Annotated in this window: 14 protein-coding genes and 1 tRNA gene; 8 read left to right on the top strand and 7 right to left on the bottom strand. The window is 60.1% G+C overall.

Annotation, left to right across the window (positions count from 1 at the left end; all coding sequences use genetic code 11):
- Window positions 1-296 precede the first annotated feature (296 nt).
- From GT495_RS06595 to GT495_RS06565, 7 genes are all read left to right on the top strand, one after another.
- Window positions 297-1,175 carry a patatin family protein gene (locus tag GT495_RS06595; RefSeq protein ID WP_152076654.1) on the top strand — a complete coding sequence of 293 codons (879 nt, stop codon included), beginning with the start codon at window positions 297-299 and terminating at the stop codon, window positions 1,173-1,175.
- 242 nt (window positions 1,176-1,417) lie between these two features.
- On the top strand, window positions 1,418-1,861 hold the full coding sequence (rplM, locus tag GT495_RS06590; protein ID WP_152074713.1) for a 50S ribosomal protein L13: 444 nt from the start codon (window positions 1,418-1,420) through the stop codon (window positions 1,859-1,861).
- Window positions 1,862-1,863: 2 nt separating this feature from the next.
- Window positions 1,864-2,259 carry a 30S ribosomal protein S9 gene (gene rpsI / locus GT495_RS06585; protein ID WP_022094634.1) on the top strand — a complete coding sequence of 132 codons (396 nt, stop codon included), beginning with the start codon at window positions 1,864-1,866 and terminating at the stop codon, window positions 2,257-2,259.
- A gap of 122 nt (window positions 2,260-2,381) precedes the next feature.
- On the top strand, window positions 2,382-3,719 hold the full coding sequence (gene glmM, locus GT495_RS06580) for a phosphoglucosamine mutase (protein WP_161162062.1): 1,338 nt from the start codon (window positions 2,382-2,384) through the stop codon (window positions 3,717-3,719).
- Window positions 3,720-3,820: 101 nt separating this feature from the next.
- The gene (locus GT495_RS06575) at window positions 3,821-4,288 is read left to right on the top strand and encodes a PTS glucose transporter subunit IIA (protein WP_346969702.1); all 468 of its coding nucleotides are present in this window, start codon (window positions 3,821-3,823) and stop codon (window positions 4,286-4,288) included.
- A 272-nt stretch (window positions 4,289-4,560) separates the two neighbouring features.
- Window positions 4,561-5,289 carry a glucosamine-6-phosphate deaminase gene (gene nagB / locus GT495_RS06570; protein ID WP_156598603.1) on the top strand — a complete coding sequence of 243 codons (729 nt, stop codon included), beginning with the start codon at window positions 4,561-4,563 and terminating at the stop codon, window positions 5,287-5,289.
- A 444-nt stretch (window positions 5,290-5,733) separates the two neighbouring features.
- Window positions 5,734-8,733: a BTAD domain-containing putative transcriptional regulator gene (locus GT495_RS06565; protein WP_161162061.1), complete on the top strand. Its 3,000-nt coding sequence runs from the start codon at window positions 5,734-5,736 to the stop codon at window positions 8,731-8,733.
- 69 nt (window positions 8,734-8,802) lie between these two features.
- On the opposite strand, the gene GT495_RS06560 is transcribed toward GT495_RS06565, so the two are convergent.
- The 6 genes from GT495_RS06560 to GT495_RS06535 all read right to left on the bottom strand — a co-directional run bounded on the left by GT495_RS06560 (window position 8,803) and on the right by GT495_RS06535 (window position 16,184).
- Window positions 8,803-9,102 carry a YhbY family RNA-binding protein gene (locus GT495_RS06560; protein WP_117786383.1) on the bottom strand — a complete coding sequence of 100 codons (300 nt, stop codon included), beginning with the start codon at window positions 9,100-9,102 and terminating at the stop codon, window positions 8,803-8,805.
- A 182-nt stretch (window positions 9,103-9,284) separates the two neighbouring features.
- Window positions 9,285-10,010: a cyclopropane-fatty-acyl-phospholipid synthase family protein gene (locus GT495_RS06555; protein ID WP_161162060.1), complete on the bottom strand. Its 726-nt coding sequence runs from the start codon at window positions 10,008-10,010 to the stop codon at window positions 9,285-9,287.
- Window positions 10,011-10,486: 476 nt separating this feature from the next.
- Window positions 10,487-11,851: a PFL family protein gene (locus GT495_RS06550; protein WP_161162059.1), complete on the bottom strand. Its 1,365-nt coding sequence runs from the start codon at window positions 11,849-11,851 to the stop codon at window positions 10,487-10,489.
- Between the two features lie 108 nt (window positions 11,852-11,959).
- Window positions 11,960-14,515 carry a homocysteine S-methyltransferase family protein gene (locus tag GT495_RS06545; RefSeq protein WP_192924163.1) on the bottom strand — a complete coding sequence of 852 codons (2,556 nt, stop codon included), beginning with the start codon at window positions 14,513-14,515 and terminating at the stop codon, window positions 11,960-11,962.
- Window positions 14,516-14,523: 8 nt separating this feature from the next.
- Complete coding sequence (locus tag GT495_RS06540; RefSeq protein ID WP_161145376.1) at window positions 14,524-15,312, bottom strand: vitamin B12 dependent-methionine synthase activation domain-containing protein; 789 nt, start codon at window positions 15,310-15,312, stop codon at window positions 14,524-14,526.
- Window positions 15,312-16,184: a methylenetetrahydrofolate reductase gene (locus GT495_RS06535; protein WP_161145377.1), complete on the bottom strand. Its 873-nt coding sequence runs from the start codon at window positions 16,182-16,184 to the stop codon at window positions 15,312-15,314. Before GT495_RS06535 ends, GT495_RS06540 begins: the two co-directional genes overlap by 1 nt.
- Before the next feature lie 423 nt (window positions 16,185-16,607).
- On the opposite strand from GT495_RS06535, the gene GT495_RS06530 reads away from it, so the two are divergent.
- Complete coding sequence (locus tag GT495_RS06530) at window positions 16,608-18,695, top strand: glutamine synthetase III (protein WP_152074705.1); 2,088 nt, start codon at window positions 16,608-16,610, stop codon at window positions 18,693-18,695.
- A gap of 636 nt (window positions 18,696-19,331) precedes the next feature.
- On the opposite strand, the gene GT495_RS06525 is transcribed toward GT495_RS06530, so the two are convergent.
- Window positions 19,332-19,408, bottom strand: a tRNA-Glu gene (locus GT495_RS06525).
- Window positions 19,409-19,561 lie beyond the last annotated feature (153 nt).

Below are 19,561 nucleotides of genomic sequence, written 5' to 3'. Positions count from 1 at the left end.
CAGCGCAGGGTGGGATGCGCTTTCCAGACGGTCGTCCAACGGAAAGTGTGTCCCAGATTATCGGCTCAGAATGGGATGCACTTTCCGGATGGATTGTTGGCGGAAAGTTCATCCCGGAATCCGCGCTCAGAACGGGACACGCTTTCCCAACGGCGGTCCAAGCGGAAAGCGCATCCCAGAACCCCGCCTCAGACTGGGACGCGCTTTCCGCTCCATCTCCTCAACTCCAAAACCTATGCGCCCTCCATTCCAAAACTGGGTAGAAGAAAGCCAAAACGCAATCGCAGGAGGTCAAAATGACTGCAGAAGATAAGGCAAAGAACGCCGGCAAGGTCGCGCTCATCCTGGAGGGCGGTAGTTTTCGCGGGCAGTTTACCGCCGGCGTGCTCGACGTCCTCATGGAGGCCGGTGTTGAGGTCCCTGCGGTGTACGGCGTCTCGGCCGGTGCGCTCAACGGCGTCAACTACAAGTCGCACCAGATCGGCCGCACCAACCGAGTCAATTTGACCTTCTGCAACGACAGCCGCTATATGGGCGCCGCGTCGTTTGCGTCCACGGGCTCTATCGTCGGCTACGACTTTATCTTTAACGACGTCCAGGACCGCCTGGATCCCTTTGACAACGAGACGTTCGACGCCAGCCCCATCGAGATGTACGCCGTTGCGACGGACATGCTGTTTGGAACCGCTGCCTACCTGCCGGTTAAAAGCGCCGTACTCGATCTCGACGCTGTGCGAGCATCGACCTCGTTGCCGCTGGTGACGCCGCCGGTCGAGATTGACGGGCACAAATACGTCGACGGCGGCGTGGCCGATTCGGTTCCTATCGAGTATGTGCTCGAGGAGGCGGGCTTCGACCGCGCGGTCGTCATCGTTACGCAGGACCGTTCGTATGAAAAAAAGCCCTACGAGTTTTTGCCGGCCGCGCGTGCGCGTTATGCTGACTACCCCTATCTGCTCGAGGCTATCGAGACGCGCCACGACCGTTACAACATCCAGCGCATGCACCTGTGGAAGTATGAGCGCGAGGGCCGTGCGTTGGTCGTCGCTCCGCAAAAGCCGGTCGAGGTCGGCCATGTCGAACGCGATCCGGCAAAGTTGCTCGATCTGTATATTCAGGGTCGCCAGGAGGCAAAACGCCTGTTGAATGATATCGAGGCATTTGTCGAGCGCTAGATTCGCGGCATTATGGTCCGTGTGTGAAGTAAAACCGCATGGGGCAAAGCACCGCTCGCGCATTACATGATTATTTAAGCCCCGTCCCAGAAAAATCACTGGGCGTGGATGACATGTGCAGAAACTCTGGTCGGAGCCAAAATACCTGTTGACTCGGGCGTCGCGCGGGGTAATATGGACGGGTTACTTGCAGAGCCCCGTGAATCTCTGTAACAACACGTACTGTACATGGAGGAGTCTAAGTGATTTCGAAATCGACTCACTACGCCAAGCAGGGCGAGGTCCAGCGCAACTGGGTTCTCGTCGACGCCGATGGTGCTGTCCTGGGCCGTCTTGCCACCCAGATCGCAATGATCCTGCGCGGTAAGAACAAGCCTCAGTTCACGCCCAACAGCGACTGCGGCGACTTCGTCGTCGTCATCAACGCCGATAAGGTCCAGCTTACCGGTAACAAGGCCGACACGAAGACCTATTATCGCCACAGCGGCTACAACGGCGGCCTCAAGGCTGAGAGCTTCCGCCAGGCTATGGAGAAGCACCCGGAGAAGGTTATCGAGCGCGCCGTTCGCGGCATGCTGCCCAAGTCCACCCTCGGCCGTGCCCAGATGACCAAGCTTAAGGTCTACGCTGGTGCCGAGCATCCGCACGCTGCCCAGAACCCCACGAAGATTGAGCTGGAGGCTTAAAGATGGCTGAGAACACCGTTGTTTACCAGGGTACCGGCCGTCGTAAGAACGCCGTCGCCCGCGTCCGTCTCGTCCCCGGCACTGGCAAGGTGACCATCAACAAGCGTGACGCCGAGCAGTATTTCGGCCGTCATCAGCTCGTTGAGAACGCCCTTGCTCCCTTCAAGGTGACCGATACCGCCGGTCAGTTTGACGTTATCGCTCTGTGCGATGGCGGCGGCATCTCCGGTCAGTCCGGCGCTCTGCGTCTGGGCATCGCTCGCGCTCTTCTGAACGCTGGCGACTACCGTGCTGACCTCAAGAAGGCCGGTTTCCTTACGCGCGATGCTCGCGTGGTCGAGCGCAAGAAGTACGGCCTCAAGAAGGCCCGCCGCGCTCCCCAGTTCTCCAAGCGCTAAGGTTTTATCTCCTTTCGAGATACAATGTACAAGCGGGGCCTACCGACTGCTCGGTGGGTCCCGCTTTTCTTTTCGACTAGGGTGGGCGGCTGCGTTTTGCCCACTTGGGAAGGAGCGATCCTATGCCCCAGAACATCTTCGGTACCGATGGCGTCCGTGGCGTCGCCAACGCCGATCTTTCGTGCGACCTCGCGTTTCGTCTGGGCCGCGCTGCGACCAAGTTCCTTGGTCCGGACATCTGCATCGGCCGCGATACGCGTCTTTCGGGCACTATGCTCGAGAGTGCACTGACCGCCGGTATCATGGCCGAGGGCGGCCGTCCGCACTGCTGCGGCGTTATCCCTACGCCGGCCGTGGCACTGCTCACCGTTCAAAACGAGCTTGACGGCGGCATCGTCATCTCCGCTTCGCATAATCCGCCGGAGTTCAACGGCATCAAGTTCTTTAGCCGCAAGGGCATGAAGCTTCCCGACGCGGTTGAGGAAGAGATCAGCGCCTGGGTGATGTCCGAGGAGGCCATGGCTGCCGACACACTGCCGACCGGCGCCGGTGTGGGCCATATCATCAAGATGAAGGATGCCCGCAAGGCCTATATCGATCATGCCATCAGCACGCTCGACGGTCTTAAGCTCGACGGACTGGTTGTTGCCGTCGACTGTGGCCACGGCGCTTCGTGCCAGACCACGCCTGCCGCGCTGCAGCGCCTGGGCGCCACGGTCCATGCCATCAACACCGATTACTGCGGCACTGACATTAACGTTGAGTGCGGCTCCACTCACCTTGAGCCCCTGCGCGAGCTCGTGCTGCGCACCCACGCCGATATCGGCCTGGCCCACGACGGCGACGCCGATCGCGTGCTGTTCGTGGACAGTGAGGGCAACGAGATCGATGGCGACTACATTCTTGCCATCTGCGGCTCCGACCTTGCTGCTCGCGGCAAGCTCGCCAACTCCGAGATCGTCTCGACCGTTATGTGCAACCTCGGTTTCTCCATCGCCATGAAGGAGCAGGGCTTTGAGATGGTGCAGACCGCCGTGGGCGACCGCTACGTTTTGGAGCGCATGCTCGCGGATGGCGCCGTCATCGGCGGCGAGCAGTCCGGCCACATCATCTTCCTGGAGCACAACACCACCGGCGACGGCTTGGTGACGGCCCTGCAGCTTTTGGCCGTGCTCAAGCGCACCGGTCGCACGCTCACCGACCTTGCCGGCATCATGAAGAAGTACCCGCAGGTGCTCGTCAACGTGCATTCGGACAACAAGGCCGGTCTGGACGATTGCCAGCCCATTTGGGACGCCGTCGCTGCCGCCGAGAAGGAGCTCAATGGTCGCGGTCGCATCTTGGTGCGCCCGAGCGGTACCGAGCCGCTGGTTCGCGTTATGGCCGAGGCGGAGACGCACGAGCTGACCCAGCGCGTCGTCGACGATATCGTCGAGGTTGTCAAGCGCGAACTTCCCTAATGGTCAATAATGGGTGCCAAGTGGTAAACTGTTAACGCTATTGTGATTGATTGGTATGTCCGAGGGGGAGCATGTTCACTAAAGTCCTAAGGTCTTTTGGTATGCGTGGTCGAGTCCTTACGTTGGATGCTCCCATCTCGGGCGACGTCATTCCGTTGTCCGAGGTCAATGACCAGACGTTTGCCACCGGCCTTTTGGGCCAGGGTGTGGCGATTCAGCCTACCGGCACGCGCGTGATTGCGCCGGCAGACGCCAAGGTCGAGGCCATTTTTCCCACGGGACACGCCGTTGCACTCAACACGGTCGATGGCCTAGACGTGCTCATCCACGTTGGTTTGGACACTGTTCAGCTTGAGGGCAAGCATTTTAACGTGCATGCCCAGGTGGGTGATGTCGTCCATAAGGGCGATGTGCTCATCGAATTCGATCGCGAGGCAATTGCTGCCGAGGGTTACGATGTGACGGTTCCTATCTTGGTGTGCAACTCCGTTGAGTTCTCGAGCATCAAGGGCTCCATTGGCGAGCATGTCGAGGAGATGGACCAACTTATCGTTGCTCGCGAGCGCTAGTGAGTGCCCTCGGCCTTTAGCCTACAATTCAAACACGTTTACGGAGGGCGCCCTTGAAAGAGGGCGCCCTCCGTGGCAAGATGAAAACTGTCCGAGGCTAAAAGGCTTCGGGTCACCGTGGACGGGCAGGGGCCTCGACGCGGGTAGACACGAGACATATACATTACGCGACCTCGCCCTGGTGGCCGCACACGTTTGTTGCGGCCGACGCGGGCCGCGGGCAAGTGCTTGTAAGGGGAGCCTTGCCTCTCTTGTACGAGAAAGGACGCGTAATGAAGATCATTAAAGCTAAAGACTACGAGGATATGAGCCGTAAGGCCGCCAATATCATCTCGGCCCAGGTTATCCTTAAGCCCGATTGCGTGCTGGGTCTTGCCACCGGCTCCACCCCGATTGGCGCCTACAAGCAGCTTGCCGCTTGGTACGAAAAGGGTGATGTCGACTTTGCCGAGGTCAGCACCTACAACCTCGACGAGTATCGTGGCCTTTCGCACGACGATCCCCAGAGCTACCACTACTTTATGCGTGAGAACTTCTTCGATCACGTTAACATCGACCTGAACAACACGCATGTGCCCGATGGCTCCAATCCCGACGCTGCCGCTGCCTGCTCTGAGTACGACAAGATCGTCGCTGCTGCCGGTTACCCTGATCTGCAGCTGCTCGGCATCGGTAACAACGGTCACATTGGCTTCAACGAGCCCGATGACCACTTCTCCAAGGGTACGCACTGTGTCGACCTTACCGAGAGCACTATTCAGGCCAACAGCCGCCTGTTCGACAGCATCGACGACGTGCCTCGTCAGGCCTATACCATGGGTACTCAGACCATCATGTATGCTCGCATGATCCTGGTCGTTGCCAACGGCGAGGCCAAGGCACAGGCCGTGCACGACATGTGCTATGGTCCGGTTACCCCCGAGTGCCCTGCCTCGATCCTGCAACTGCACACCAACTGCGTTGTCGTTGCCGACGAGGCCGCCCTTTCGCTCTGCGAGTAGCGATAGCCTATCACCTCGACATAGCTTTGCCGAAGGCCTCCGCTTTGCGGGGGCCTTTTTGCTGAGCGCGCGCCGTGTGCCCGACGAAAATCTTGCCGCGAACTTGACGGGTGCGTCTGGTGAAGCATGATTCATTCCATAACAGATACTATGCATAAATGCTACGAAAAGGTCGCAGACGGTAGCTGGCGTTAGGTGAGTTGCGCAACATAATTGAACATCGCTCATTTGAGGTACACTGCCAAAGAATGGGACAAGCTGGCAAGTGCATTGACCTGCGCAAAGATTGATTAGTTGGGGGATAAGTTTCAATCGGACCACGCTGAACAAAAACTTGCCATTTGCGTACCGACAAACATCCTATACCGTAGCATCGCGTTATTCATCTAGCGATACATATGGTCTAACGTTACGCTGTTCATGTGGTCGAGTTGAGGAGCGGGTATGGTTAACGAGTTGGGCAATATGGACGACCTCGAGCTTATGCCGCTGGGCAGTAGTTATATGGTGCGGCGCGATCGCTTGATAAACGAACTTATCGCCAAGGGCCGAAAGGCCGGCATCGTAGTTCTCTACGCACCTGATGGCTTTGGGAAAACCTCGGTGCTGCTGCAGTATGCCCAAGAGGTTAAAAGCGATCCGACGCGAGGTCCCGTGCGGATCATCGAGGCAGACCGCGCCATTGGGCGCGAGGTGTTTATGCAGCTCGAGGTCGTTACCGAAGAGCTTAAGGACAAGCCGCACTCCCTGATTGCAATCGATAATGTGCCTAACCTCAGCCAGAGCGAGACCGAGGAGCTGATTGACCGAATCCGAAGCCTGCGTGCTATGGGGGTCGGGGTCCTTATGAGCTGCCGTCCTTCGAATCGCCAGCTGATTCATGGACTGGGCGATTCGATTAAAGTCAACGCGCAGATGCTCAAGGTGCATGCCTATGAGTATTCGGCGTGGGCATCGGCGTTTTCGATCAGCACATCGCTCGACTTCTATCAGCTTACGCAGGGCGTGCCCGAGCTCGTCTCGGCTATGCAGTCGGGATTATACGGGCAGGGAGACGTTGCCCAGACGCTCGAAAACGAGATCGTCAATATCTACGGTGCGGCACTTGTTGATCTGGCGTCGCTCGAGAACAACGCTCTGTTTAGTGTGGCATGCTTGATGGTCTTAATGGGTGAGGGCAATATTTCGGAGCTCGAGGCTTGCGGTGTTAGGCTTTCGGCGATTGATCAGTCCTATCTTGTTCGCGATTATCCCATTTTTGGCGTTGATCCGGCAGACCGGAGCTTTACCTGCATGGGTACCGAGGACAAAGCACGCCTGCGATTGCGCAAGCTGGTCGCCGAAATTCGTCCCGAACTCGTTGTGCGGGCGGCGCGTATATTGATTAAAGCGGGGCGCTGCGATACCGCGATGGACCTCGCCGATGCGTTTTTGGACCGCAGTGCGGTGTTGGAGCTTGCCGGGCAGTATGGGGTCGATCTGGCCCTGACGGGGCATGGAGGGGATGTCTGCCGCGCGGCGCTGGGAAAGACCGAGGCAGATGGCCGGGCATCGGAGCCGACGCCTGACGAGGCGCTCGGCATCTATCTGGCGGCGGTGAGCGTCTCCAATACAAAGCTCGCGCGGTATATGGCCTCAATTATCGAGCGTGCGGGCGAGCAAGCGATTTGCGAGCTCGATCCCGTGTCGTGGAAGGTGGCGCACGCGTTTACGGCCGCCTGTTATGGAGATAGTGGTCTGGGGCTTCCGGCAAGCCATGCAGCGTTGGAAAGTGAGGCGTCCTGTGTCGCACTCGACATGCTGTCCGCACATGTCGAGATAAAGCATGGGCTGACCGAGCGGGCGAAGGGCGGTGAGATCCTCGCGGGGCTCAAAACGGATAAGGCCTACGATTGTGAGCTCGATGTCGCGGGGACGTTTGTGCGGGCGGACCGCATGTTGACGGAGCTATTTGATGGGTCATATGCAGGGACTGACGAGCGTGATGACGAGATGGCCCTGAAGCTCGAGGCACTCGAAGCGCGTGGAATCCGAGCGCTCGCCATCTGGGTGCGCATGGTATTATCGGCGCGGCGCCTGCTTGCCGGCATGCCAGTGACCGACGAGCAGGCATTCAATGAGCTCGACCGTTTTGCCGTACGCGTGCGTGACAATCAAGTCCAGTTATTTGGCTTGATACTGGAAGGCTGGCAGTCGCTGGCTGAGGGGCGTCCGGTCAATGCCAAATTCCGTGCGGTGCAGGTGCTCAGGCTTGCCGAGGAATCGATTGGATACATACGCGACAACGCACTGCTGCTAGAGCGCGCGGCGTACTTACGCAATACATCGATGGTATCGGTGCGTGAAGAGGCGGAGCTGCTCGATTTGAGTCGGACGCAGGTCGGTGGTGCCGAGGCTTGGATGGTGGCGCTGCATTTGGCCTCCGCGGGCCGCGATAGCGACCTTGCAGCCTGGATGTCTATGAACCGCCCAGGGATTTTGGATCCGTCGTATCGGCTGTTTGCGCGTCTTGTGATGCATTGTCTGGGTGAGCCGGCTGCTAGAATTCGAAAGAAGCTCCCGGTGCGCGAGCTGGCGCGGTATTCGCTGCGTGACGACTTTGAGGGCGAAGGCGAGCGTCTGTTCCAGGCCGGCGATGCCGAGGGTGTCGATGTGGTTGACCATATCGAGATCCGCATGTTTGGGGCGTTTCGCGCCGAGCGCGACGGGTTTCCCATCACGGATAAGATGTGGCGCCGCAAGAAAGCGGCGACGCTTGCCGAGCGGCTTGCACTGGGCATGGATGCCCTGGTCGACCGCGAGACGCTGGCTATGGAACTGTGGCCCCATGCCGAGTTCAATAGCGCTCGTAACAATCTATACTCGACGATATCGCGCCTGCGTTCGGCCTTGGGGCCGACACCGGACGGCAAATCGTGTGTGCTGATCCAAAACGAGTGCATTGGGCTTAACGGCGATTACGTCAAGACCGACGTGCGGTTGTTTGATCAGATAAGCCGCGAAGTTTTGGGAAATCGCACGGGTGCGCGCGGACCTCATCTGATCGAGCTGTGCCTTAAGATCGAGCAGCTCTACGCCGGCCCGTTGTATGTTCCCAATGGCTGTAATCCCACCTACTTTTTGCGTATGCGGCGCATTATGGAATCGAAGTATATCGACTGCATGATTCGGGGCGCGAATGCCGCCCTAGAAGAAAGCGACCTGCAGTCGGCGGTATGGCTGGTGGAGTCGGGGCTGCGGCAAGAGACGGCGCGCGAGGACATGGTGCGTTGCGCTATGCGCGTCTACGGCGCGGCGGGGCGAAGACGCGATATCGTCGAGCTGTACAGTGGACATATGCATCACCTGAGGGAGCAGATCAATGGCGTGCCCGAGCCCGAGACGCGGCGTCTGTACGAGCGCTTGGTGGAGGGCAGGCTTAACCGCGTGCTCGTCGAGCGATAAAAAATGAGCGTCCGAATTGATCGGACGCTCACAAGCTTGATGTATGTTGGATCGCCGGATCGTTGGCTCTTAGACGAGCTTAATCTTCTCGATATCCTTGCGCGAGGACTCGCGATACAGCGAGAACTTGCGGCCGATAACCTGGACGACCTCGGCATGGCAGCGATCGGCGAGGTCTTCGGCGGCCTCGCGGGCGGAAAGGCTGGAACCATCGAGTACGGAGCACTTGACGAGCTCGTGCTTCTCCAGGTAGGCGACCGTCTGCTCGACGGTGCCCTCGTTGATGTCAGACTTGCCGATGATGATGGCGGGGTTGAGGTGATGGGCCATGCTGCGAAGCTGCTTGACCTGGGCTCCTGTCAGTGCCATGGGTTCTCGCTTTCTATGTTATGGGGCGCCCCGCGATGGGGCCTTAATCTACGTGAGCTGTCTCACGATAGCGCAGGAACGGCGCGGCGTGGGGCGTGTTTGCCCAGTTCAAAAAGAATGCGGATGCCGAGCGGGAGAACAGCGCGGGTTACAGGCGGACGTGTACGGCGGCCGAAAGCGGTCTATGGACGGCCCGAAGAGACTGGCTCCCATGCGATAAACGCCCAACGGACCTTGCGGACGTGGTCGAGTATGTAGCGTCCCTGCGGCACCCCTTTGGACCCCGGCTCACCGGCATGGGGGTTCTCAATCATGTGTTGAGCGATGTAGTCGCGCAGACGGTCGAACTTATCCTCGTTACCGTGCTCGAGCATGCGGGAGAAGTCCGCCACGCCCGCTTCAAGGCTATCGAAGGTATCGCGACGAGGCGATTCAAAGTACGCAACCTGCGGCAGAGCACCCATCTGAATGAGGATATTAAAGGTGTATACAAAGCCATTACTGCAGGCAACCGAGGCGCCGATGGCATTCATCAAGTGCAGGTCATAGCGCGGGCTCGAGTTGGCGACCATCGTGACGGCACAACGCCGACGAGCCGTACGGTCAAGCTTGGCAAGTGCCCCCTTCAGGTCGTTCGTAGTAACCGAGCGACTCGCAAAGGCAACATCTACAGCCTTGGCAACCGGCCCAACCAGATCCCAATCGTCATCCCAAGAAAGCTCAAGCGGCGTAATGCGGTCCTCGAGCCCATAGTACTCAATGCCGGCATCAAGGGTGTCCAACATAGCAGGGGAAAAGTCAGCAGCAATCACAGGATGTCCAGCCTGAGCAAGCGGAATAGCAATCGACCCGGCCCCACACCCCATATCCAGCACGGATTCACCAGGCTTTAACGCTAACAGCTTCATAAAGTCCCGGGCATACGGAGCAGTCTCAAGCGGCCGAAAATGCCGAGCACGCTTATCCCACTCAAAAGGATCATCAGCCCGCCGCCGATCAGCTTGCAGGCGCATCCATTCCTGATTCCAATCAGCAGAAAGAAGCTCAGAGCGAGCATCCCCATCAACCACGGGCCAACCTCCTAGCAAAAAAGCGATTCCTCCCAAAAGAAGAGCCGCAACCAGCATATATCAGAAAGCACCGCTCCAACGCCAAACCGCCGTATCAACCATGTGGTGCAGGAGCGAAGCAACTGCAACATGGGACAGAACCCAGCCAAGGTTGAGATGTGCGGGAGCCCCGGGGAGGGCAAATATATAAGGTCGATCGCGAGTTCCGCACGAGCCGGAGAGCACGTAATGTGCTCTCCGTGCGAGTCAGGACTGTCCGAGCAGGCGACCTTATATATCTGCCCTCCCCGGGGCTCCTCGCCAGTCCCCCTCAGCTAGTTCTTCAGCGAGTTCAGCGGTGCCGGGAAACGTCCGCCGCGGTGGGCAAGCACGGTGCCGGCGTTGGGGTTCACCGGAATGATGGGCGCACGGCCGAACAGGCCGCCATACTCGACACAGTCGCCCACGCCCTTGCCGATGGCGGGAATCACGCGCACAGCCGTGGTCTTATTGTTGATGACGCCGATGGCCATCTCGTCGGCGATGATGCCGGCGATGGTCTCGACCGGGGTGTCACCGGGGATGGCGATCATGTCCAGGCCAACGGAGCACACGCAGGTCATGGCCTCGAGCTTCTCGAGCGAAAGCGCGCCGGCCTCGACGGCGGCAATCATGCCGGCGTCCTCGGACACGGGGATAAAGGCGCCCGAGAGGCCGCCCACGCTGGAGCTTGCCATGACGCCGCCCTTCTTGACGGCATCGTTGAGCATGGCGAGCGCGCAGGTCGTGCCGGGGCCACCGCAGGTGCCCACGCCGATGATCTCGAGGATGCGCGCGACGGAGTCGCCGACGGCAGGCGTAGGAGCCAGCGACAGGTCGACAATGCCCTTCTCGACACCCAGGCGATGGGCGGCCTCGCGGCTCATGAGCTCGCCGGCGCGGGTGATCTTAAAGGCGGTCTGCTTAATCTTCTCGGCGACTTCCATCATCGATGCGGAATCGGGCAGCGTCTCCAGGGCTGCGGCCATAACGCCGGGGCCCGAGACACCCACGTTGATGACGGCGTCGGCCTCGCCACCGCCGTGGACGGCGCCCGCCATAAACGGGGAGTCTTCGACCATGTTGGCAAAACAGACAAACTTGGAAGCGCCGACGGAATCCTGGTCGGCCGTGAGTTTAGCGGCATCGATGATGGTCTGAGCCGCCATGAGCACGGCATCCATGTTGATGCCAGCGCGCAGGCTGGCGACATTGACGCTGGAGCAGACGCGGCTGGTGGTAGCGAGCGCCTGGGGGATGGACTGGATGACGCGGCGGTCGGCGTCGCCGATACCCTTCTGGACGAGGGCGGAGAAGCCGCCCAGGTAATCGATGCCGAGCGTCTCGGCCGCGCGGTCGAGGGCATGCGCGATGGGGGTGAGGTCCTCATCCTTGCAGCACGCCGCGATCTGCGCCACCGGGGTGACGGAAACGCGCTTGTTGACGATGGGGATACCGTACTCGCGCTCGAGGTGCTCGGCGGTCTCGACCAGATGCTCAGCCGTGTGCGTCACGTGGTCGTAGATCTTCGTGCACATGCGGTCGAGGTTCTCGTCGCCGCAACCCATGAGCGAAATGCCCATAGTGATGGTTCTGATGTCGAGGTTCTGCTCCTCAACCATGCCGCGGGTTTCCGCGATTTCTGCGGGCGTGATCGCCATCCTTGCGCTCCTATCTGCCAAAACGAGCATAGTCTTATTTATTCTAACGTGCCGCACGTGCCAAGTGGCGCATGCGGCACGTTTTGGTGCTCGGTTGTTTCCGTTGTGTTACTGCCCAAAGACCTCTTCGGCGATACGAGCGCTTTCGGCGGCATCCTTGGCGTAGTAGTCCGCGCCGATCTGCTTGGCGTATTCGGGGTTGAGCACGGCGCCGCCTACGATGATCTTGACGCCCGGTACCTCGGCATGAAGCAGCTTGATGGTCTCTTCCATGGCGACGACCGTGGTGGTCATAAGCGCCGAGAGGCCGACGAGCTTAATGTCGCGTTCCTGTACGGTTTTGAGCACCTCTTGCGGGTCGACGTCGCGGCCTAGGTCAAAGACGGTGTAGCCGTAGTTGTCGAGCAGCATTTTGACGATGTTCTTACCGATGTCGTGGATATCGCCCTTGACGGTGGCCACACAAATCTTGCCCTTGTCGGCAATCTCGCCGGCGGGCATCAGCCGCTTGATGGTGTCAAAACCCACGCGTGCCGCCTCGGCCGAGGCCATGAGCTGCGGCAAGAAGAACTTTCCCTGGTCAAAGAGGACGCCAACTTCGTCGAGGGCGGGGATAAAGTGATTGTTGATGAGGTCCATGGCGTCGTGGTCTGCCAGCAGACGCTCGGTCTCGGCCGCGATTTCGCCCTTGCGGCTCGAGACGACCATGTGGCGGATGGGGTCGTCATCGGCGCTTGCGGTGGCGCTGACAGCGGGCACGGCGTCGGTCGATGCGGCCTGAGCCGCCGCCGGGTTGGCGGCGATCTTGTACGGATCGGTCCAGCCGGCGTAGCGCTCGATGTATCCGGTCGAGCCCTCATCCTCGGCGCTCAGGACGCGATAGCTGTAGACGGTGTCCATAAAGCGCTTGGAGCCCGGGTTCATGATGGGGGCGTCCAGGCCCGCGCCAAAGGCGGCGGCCAAAAAGACCGAGCCCAGCAGCGGGCGGGCAGGCAGGCCAAAGCTGATGTTCGACACGCCGAGCGCGCATTTGACGCCTAGGCGCTCCTTGCAAAGGGACATGGCGCGCAGGATCTGCTCGGCCTGGCGTTGATTGGTCGAGGCGGTCATGACCAGGCAGTCGATGAGGATGCGGTCCGGGCCGATGCCGTAGCGGGCAGCCTCGGCCACGATGCGCTCGGCGATGGCGAAGCGAGCTTCGGCGGTATCGGGGATGCCGCCTTCGTCGAGCGTGAGGCCGACGACGTTGGTGCCGTAGTGGGCGACCAGCGGAAGGACCTCATCCATGATCTGCTGCTTGCCATTGACCGAGTTGATGATGGGCTTGCCGGCGTAGCGACGCACGGCGGCCTCGACGGCGGCGGGGTCGGTGGAGTCGATCTGCAGCGGCAGCAGCGTGGAGCCTTGGAGCTGCTCGGTCGCTTGCTGGATGACCTTGACCTCGTCAATCTCGGGCAGGCCCACGTTGACATCCAGGATGTCGGCGCCCTGCTCCTGCTGGCTGATGCCCTGGCTCACGACGTAGCCCAGGTCGCCGTCGCGTAGGGCCTGCTTCAGGCGCTTTTTGCCGGTGGGGTTGATACGCTCGCCGATGACGGCGATCTTGTGGCCGTCGCAGGGGAGGTCCACGACCGTCTGGGCGCTCGTGACCGACATGCTGGGCTTGCGGTGACGCGGGCTGGGCGTGTGGTTGTCGATAAGGGTGCGAAGTGCCGCCATGTGCGTGGGCGTGGTACCGCAGCATCCGCCGACGACGCTCACGCCGTCCTCGATCATGCCGGCGACGGCCTCGGCGTACTCGGGTGCCTGGATATCAAAGACGGTATTGCCGTCATCGTCCACGTGGGGCAGTCCCGCATTGGCCTGCACCATAACGGGCTTGTCGGTAACGGTGAGCATGCGCGCAGCGAGTCCTCGGAGCTCGGCCGGTCCCTGGCTGCAGTTGATGCCCAAAACGTCGGCGCCGATAGCGTCGAGGGTGATGGCGGCGACCTCGGGGCTCGTGCCCAAGAAGGTGCGACCGTCTTCCTCAAAGGTCATGGTGGCAAAGACGGGCAGGTCTGAGTTTTCGCGGCAGGCGAGGACGGCAGCCTTGATCTCGGCAAGGTCGGTCATGGTTTCGATAATAAAGAGGTCCACGCCCGCGTCGACGCCGGCGCGCACTTCCTCGGCAAAGAGGTCGTAGGCCTCGTCAAAGCTGAGGGTACCCAAGGGGCGAAGCAGCGCGCCGATGGGGCCGATGTCGCCGGCGACGTAGCGGGCGCCGGCCGTGCGGGCGCAGGCGACGGCGGCGGCAAAGACATCTGCCACGGTGGCGGCACCGTCAAGCTTGTGGGCGTTGGCGCCAAAGGTGTTGGCGGTAATCACGTCGCAGCCGGCCTCGACATATTGACATTGGATATCAGTGATAACCTGGGGCTCCTCAAAGTTGAGCAGCTCGGGCAGGGCGCCCGCCTTCATGCCGGCGGCCTGCAACATGGTGCCCATGCCGCCGTCGAACAGCAGGTGTCCCGTGCCCTCGATGGCGGCGCGCAGGCGATCGTCCTTAATGCGCAGGTCGTCGATTGCGCGCGTCTTGTATGCAGCGCCATTGCGGCGTGCGGCATCAACAGGCGCCGCCAGCGCGGCGCCGTCCGGATCATGAGTGATAAGCGGAGTAAACATCGGGGCTCCTAATGGCTGGAATAGCAGGTGGTGTGGGCGGCACGGAAGCGGCAGTTCTCGCGCATGCGGCAGATATTGCAGGTGGGGCGGCTCTGGGCGTCGTGGACTTCGCCGTCAAACAGGCCGATCACCGCGGTCACGCTCTTGGTGGGCATGAGCAGGTTGGTAGGTGTGACGGTAAGCCCGATGAGCCGCGTGGCGTTGAGCGCAGCCACGATTGAGCGCTGGGCCGTAAGCGGGCAGTCGCCGTAGCCGGGGCTGAAGCGCCAGTTACCGGCGAGTCCGTATGCGGCCGCCGCAGCCTTGACCTGCTGGTCCATTTGCTCAACGGCGGCTTCCACGTATGCGGAGCACGCGGCGTCGAGCACGGCGCCCTCCAGGGGATGTTGGGCTCCCGTGGTGCGCAAACGGCGCTCGGCGCCCATGCCGAGGGTGCAGGCCATCAGCGCGGCCATGCGGGCGTCCTTAAGATGACGATAGATATCGCGACCCCGTAGCTCAACATTGGTGCCGACCAAGCGAATGCAAGGCTTGCCCTGCTCGTCCTCGCCCGTGGCATCGACGGCAAACACACGGCGCACGCCACGGGGCTCAATGTCCAGTTCCAGACGTTCAACGACAAGCTCAATACGCTGCGCTAGCTCGGGCTCAATCCGCTGACCTCCGTAGCCCAGGTAGCGCAGCATCTCGGCACGGTCGACTCGGGGGCGATGGGCAGCATCGATACGGTAGAGCGCCGGCGACGCAAGGTCGGCCGGCACTTCAATAACGGTTGTATCGATGTGTGGTTTTTCCATTATCCCAGGCGCTCCATAATGGTTGCGGCGATCGCAGGACGATTCATAGTGTACAGGTGCAGGCCGTCGGCACCGTGCTCCTTAAGGTCGCAAAGCTGACGGGCGGCATAATCTACACCGGCTGCCTGCAGGCTTTCGGGGTCGTTCTCGTACTTGGCGAGAATCTTGATGACGGGGGAGGGCAGCGACGCGCCGCACATAAAGACCATGCGGCTGATCTGCGACTTGCCCATAAACGGCATGATGCCCGCGGTGATGGGCACGGTGATACCGGCCTTGTCGGCAAGCTCGCGAAAACGGTAGAAGTACTCGTTATCAAAGAAGAGCTGCGTCACAAAAAAGCTCGCGCCGGCGTCTTGCTTTTGCTTGAGGTGCTCGATCGAGACGTTGAGGTCCTCACAGGCAATGTGGCCCTCGGGGTAGGCTGCGGCGCCCACGCAAAAGCCGGCGTCGACGAGCTCGGGGATGAGGTCACGGGCGTAGGCGTAGTCGGAGGCGGGCTTGTCGTCCTCAGTCGCGCCAGCGGGCAGGTCGCCGCGCAGGGCCAGCACGTTTTCCACGCCGGCCGAGCGATACTCGTCAATCTTGGCGGCGATGTCGGCGTGGGTGCGGCCCACGCAGGTGAGGTGCGCTACCGAGGGCGTATCGAATTCGCTCGAAATCATATGCGCGATGGGGGCAGTGGTGGCACCGTTACCCGAGCCGCCAGCGGAACAAGTGACCGAGACAAAGCTCGGTGAAAGCTTGCACAGGTTGCCCGCCACTTTGCGAGCCGTGTCGAGGGTCAGCTCACCCTTGGGCGGGAACATCTCAAACGAAACGGGTGTGGTGCCTTGGGATGCTGTCTGCTTAAAAACCTCGTCGACGCGCATATCGTGCTCCTTTAGATATTTAGTGCAATGTGTTGTAAGGATTCTACAGCACCACTGTGCCACGGTGGAGTTTTACTCGCTATTTAGGGATACCAATCAAAGATGTTTTGCTATCGGCATTTCCTATAACAGAACAGTCAATTTGGGATGGGGCTATATTGAATGGTATCTGATGCAAAATACCAGTTAATAGAGCCCCATCCTAGATTGACGACCGTTAAACCATGGGGGGAGGTCTGCAATTTATACAGTTGATTGGCTGCTGAGGGTGGCAACGCCGCCGCGATGCGGTAACCTCATTGATTGGTTTCGTGACAGCAACATAACGGTAATGTTGCGGAAACACGACGAGCCTAATCTATGACTCGTTCGTTAGTAATCAACACCGCATCTCACGCGGTGCCGATACGAAGGGAGTTCCGTATGGCCGATCTTACTGACCGCTTCGGGACCATGGTGTTCTCTGAGGAAGTCATGAAGGACTACCTCCCCAAGGACATTTGGAAGCGCCTCGCTGCAACCCTCGAGGACGGTGAGCCGCTCGACCTGGACGTGGCCAATGCCGTCGCTCACGCCATGAAGGTCTGGGCCATCTCCAAGGGCGCTACGCACTACGCCCACTGGTTCCAGCCGCTTTCGGGCATTACTTCCGAGAAGCACGATAGCTTCTTGGAGCCCAACCACAACGGCACTGCTATTACCAAGTTCACGGGCAAGAACCTGATCCAGGGCGAGCCGGACGCCTCCAGCTTCCCCAACGGCGGCCTGCGTGCCACCTTCGAGGCCCGCGGCTACACCGCTTGGGACCCCACCAGCCCCGCCTTCATTAAGGACGAGGTCCTGTGCATTCCCACGGCTTTCTGCTCCTACACCGGCGAGGCCCTGGACAAGAAGACCCCGCTACTGCGCTCTATGACCGCGCTCGATCGCGAGGCCAAGCGCGTCCTGGCTCTCTTCGGTAAGACCCCCAGGAAGGTCGTGCCCTCCGTCGGCGACGAGCAGGAGTATTTCCTGATCAAGAAGGACGCCTACCGCAAGCGCAAGGATCTGGTCATCACCGGCCGTACCCTCTTTGGCGCCAACCCCTGCAAGGGTCAGGAGCTCGAGGAGCACTACTTTGGCGCTATCCGTCCCACCGTCTCGGCCTACATGAAGGACCTGGACGAGGAGCTTTGGGCGCTTGGCATTCCCGCCAAGACCAAGCACAACGAGGTCGCTCCCTGCCAGCACGAGCTCGCACCGGTCTATGAGGAGGTCAATGAGGCCATCGACCAGAACCTCGTCATGATGGAGAAGATGAAGCTCATCGCCTCCCGTCACGACCTGGTCTGCCTGCTGCACGAGAAGCCCTTCGACGGCATCAACGGCTCCGGTAAGCACAACAACTGGTCTATCGGTACCGAGTCCGAGAACCTGCTCGATCCGGGCGATACCCCGCTCGACAACCTGCAGTTCATCGTCTTCCTCACCGCGGTGATCGAGTCCGTCGATAACTACCAGGAGCTCCTGCGTGCTTCCGTTGCCTCGGCCGGCAACGATCACCGTCTGGGCGCCAACGAGGCTCCTCCGGCGATCGTCTCCATCTTCCTGGGCGACCAGCTCACCGAGGTCGTTGAGAAGATTATCGACGGCAAGGCTTCCGTCCATGCCACCCACGGCGTGCTCGATCTGGGCGCCGATGCCCTGCCCAAGCTCATGCAGGACAACACCGACCGTAACCGCACCTCTCCGTTTGCCTTTACCGGCAACAAGTTCGAGTTCCGTGCCTGCGGCTCCGAGCAGAACGTTTCCGACCCCAACATGGTCCTCGACGCTGCTGTCGCCAAGTCGCTCAAGTCCTTCGCCGATGCCCTTGAGGGCACGCCTGCGGACGAGTTCCAGGACGCCGCACTCGAGTACTGCAAGAAGGTCCTGACCGACCACCAGCGCATTCTGTTCTCCGGCGATGGCTACTCCGACGAGTGGCCCGTCGAGGCCGAGAAGCGTGGCCTTGCCAACAACAAGACTACCGCCGACGCTCTGCCCGCCTTTGTTTCCGATAAGGCCATCGCGCTCTTTGAGGAGATGGGCGTTCTGACCAAGGCCGAGGTCCAGTGCCGCTACGACTGCAAGCTCGAGAAGTACAACAAGCTCATGAACATCGAGGCTACCACGATGATTCGCGAGGCACGTCGTACCTATCGTCCGGTCATCACCGCCTATGCCACCAAGGTCGCTAAGGGCCTTGAGGCTATCCGCGCCGCCGGCGCCGAGGCCGCCATGCAGTGCGAGCAGAACACGCTCAACAAGCTCTGCAACGGTATTACCACCATCAACGACTCCATCAAGGCCCTCGATGCCGTGCATCAGAAGGCCGAGGCTCTTGATGGCCAGGAGCAGGCTGACGTGTACGCGCACGAGGTCGCTCCCGCTATGGCTACGCTGCGCGCCGCTGTGGATGCTATGGAGGAGATCGTGGCTGCCGACTACTGGCCGGTCCCGACCTACGACGACATCCTGTTCTACGTGTAGAGCGTAACTGACATATCGTCACGGTATTGAGCCGGGGTCCGCTTCATGTGGGCCTCGGTTTTTGTTTGCGAAGGAAGCTTTGAAGTCCGTTTTGCCGCCGATTTGCCTAGGTTTAAAGGGTTATGGGCAAAAAACGTCAAATATGAGTACTGGCACAACTCCTGTAGCATTATAAATTTGCAAAATGTGCAGTGTTACGCAACACATGTCCAAGTACTTAGCTGATAAACGTCTGTAATTCTTCCGCCGTAGGACGCCTGACGTCTAAATCGCCTTCTGAAGGCATGAAATCGCTGTTACTAAAATGGTAACAGTACTCATATTTGCTGTTTTTTGCCCACAGGCCTTGCGATGATGCCGGGATCCGCACCCTGTCGGGTTCGAATCCCGGCGCATGTGCAGCAAAAAGCCCGCCACCGCGTGGGCAACGGGCTTCTCGATTTAAATGGTGCCCCCAGCGGGATATCCGCGTGCGGCTGGCGCCGCCCGCCTTCGCTGCGTCGCTTCGCTCCTTGCGTGCTGCGCTGGGAAACGCTTGCGCGTTTCCTCAGCTCCGCACCCTGTCGGGTTCGAATCCCGGCGCTTGGATAGCAAAAAAGCCCGTCACCGCGGGGGTAACGGGCTGCTTAATTTAAATGGTGCCCCCAGCGGGATTCGAACCCGCGATATCCACCTTGAAAGGGTGGCGTCCTTGGCCGCTAGACGATGGGGACAGCGGGAAAGAGTATAGCAGACTTTTTTATCTGTTCGCATATCGTTGGCAGATTGAAAAACCACCACACAGGAGTACCTTGATTGTCATTTTCATTGCAACAGCCTCAGGACTCAGCGCAACGCGTTGCGCTGAGTCCTGAGGCGCGAATCCG

This window comes from Collinsella sp. BIOML-A6 (assembly GCF_009875845.1).
Taxonomy (GTDB): Bacteria; Actinomycetota; Coriobacteriia; order Coriobacteriales; family Coriobacteriaceae; genus Collinsella; species Collinsella aerofaciens_H.
The sequence above is the reverse complement of the archived record's forward strand: the minus strand, read 5'-3'. Positions and strand labels throughout refer to the sequence as shown.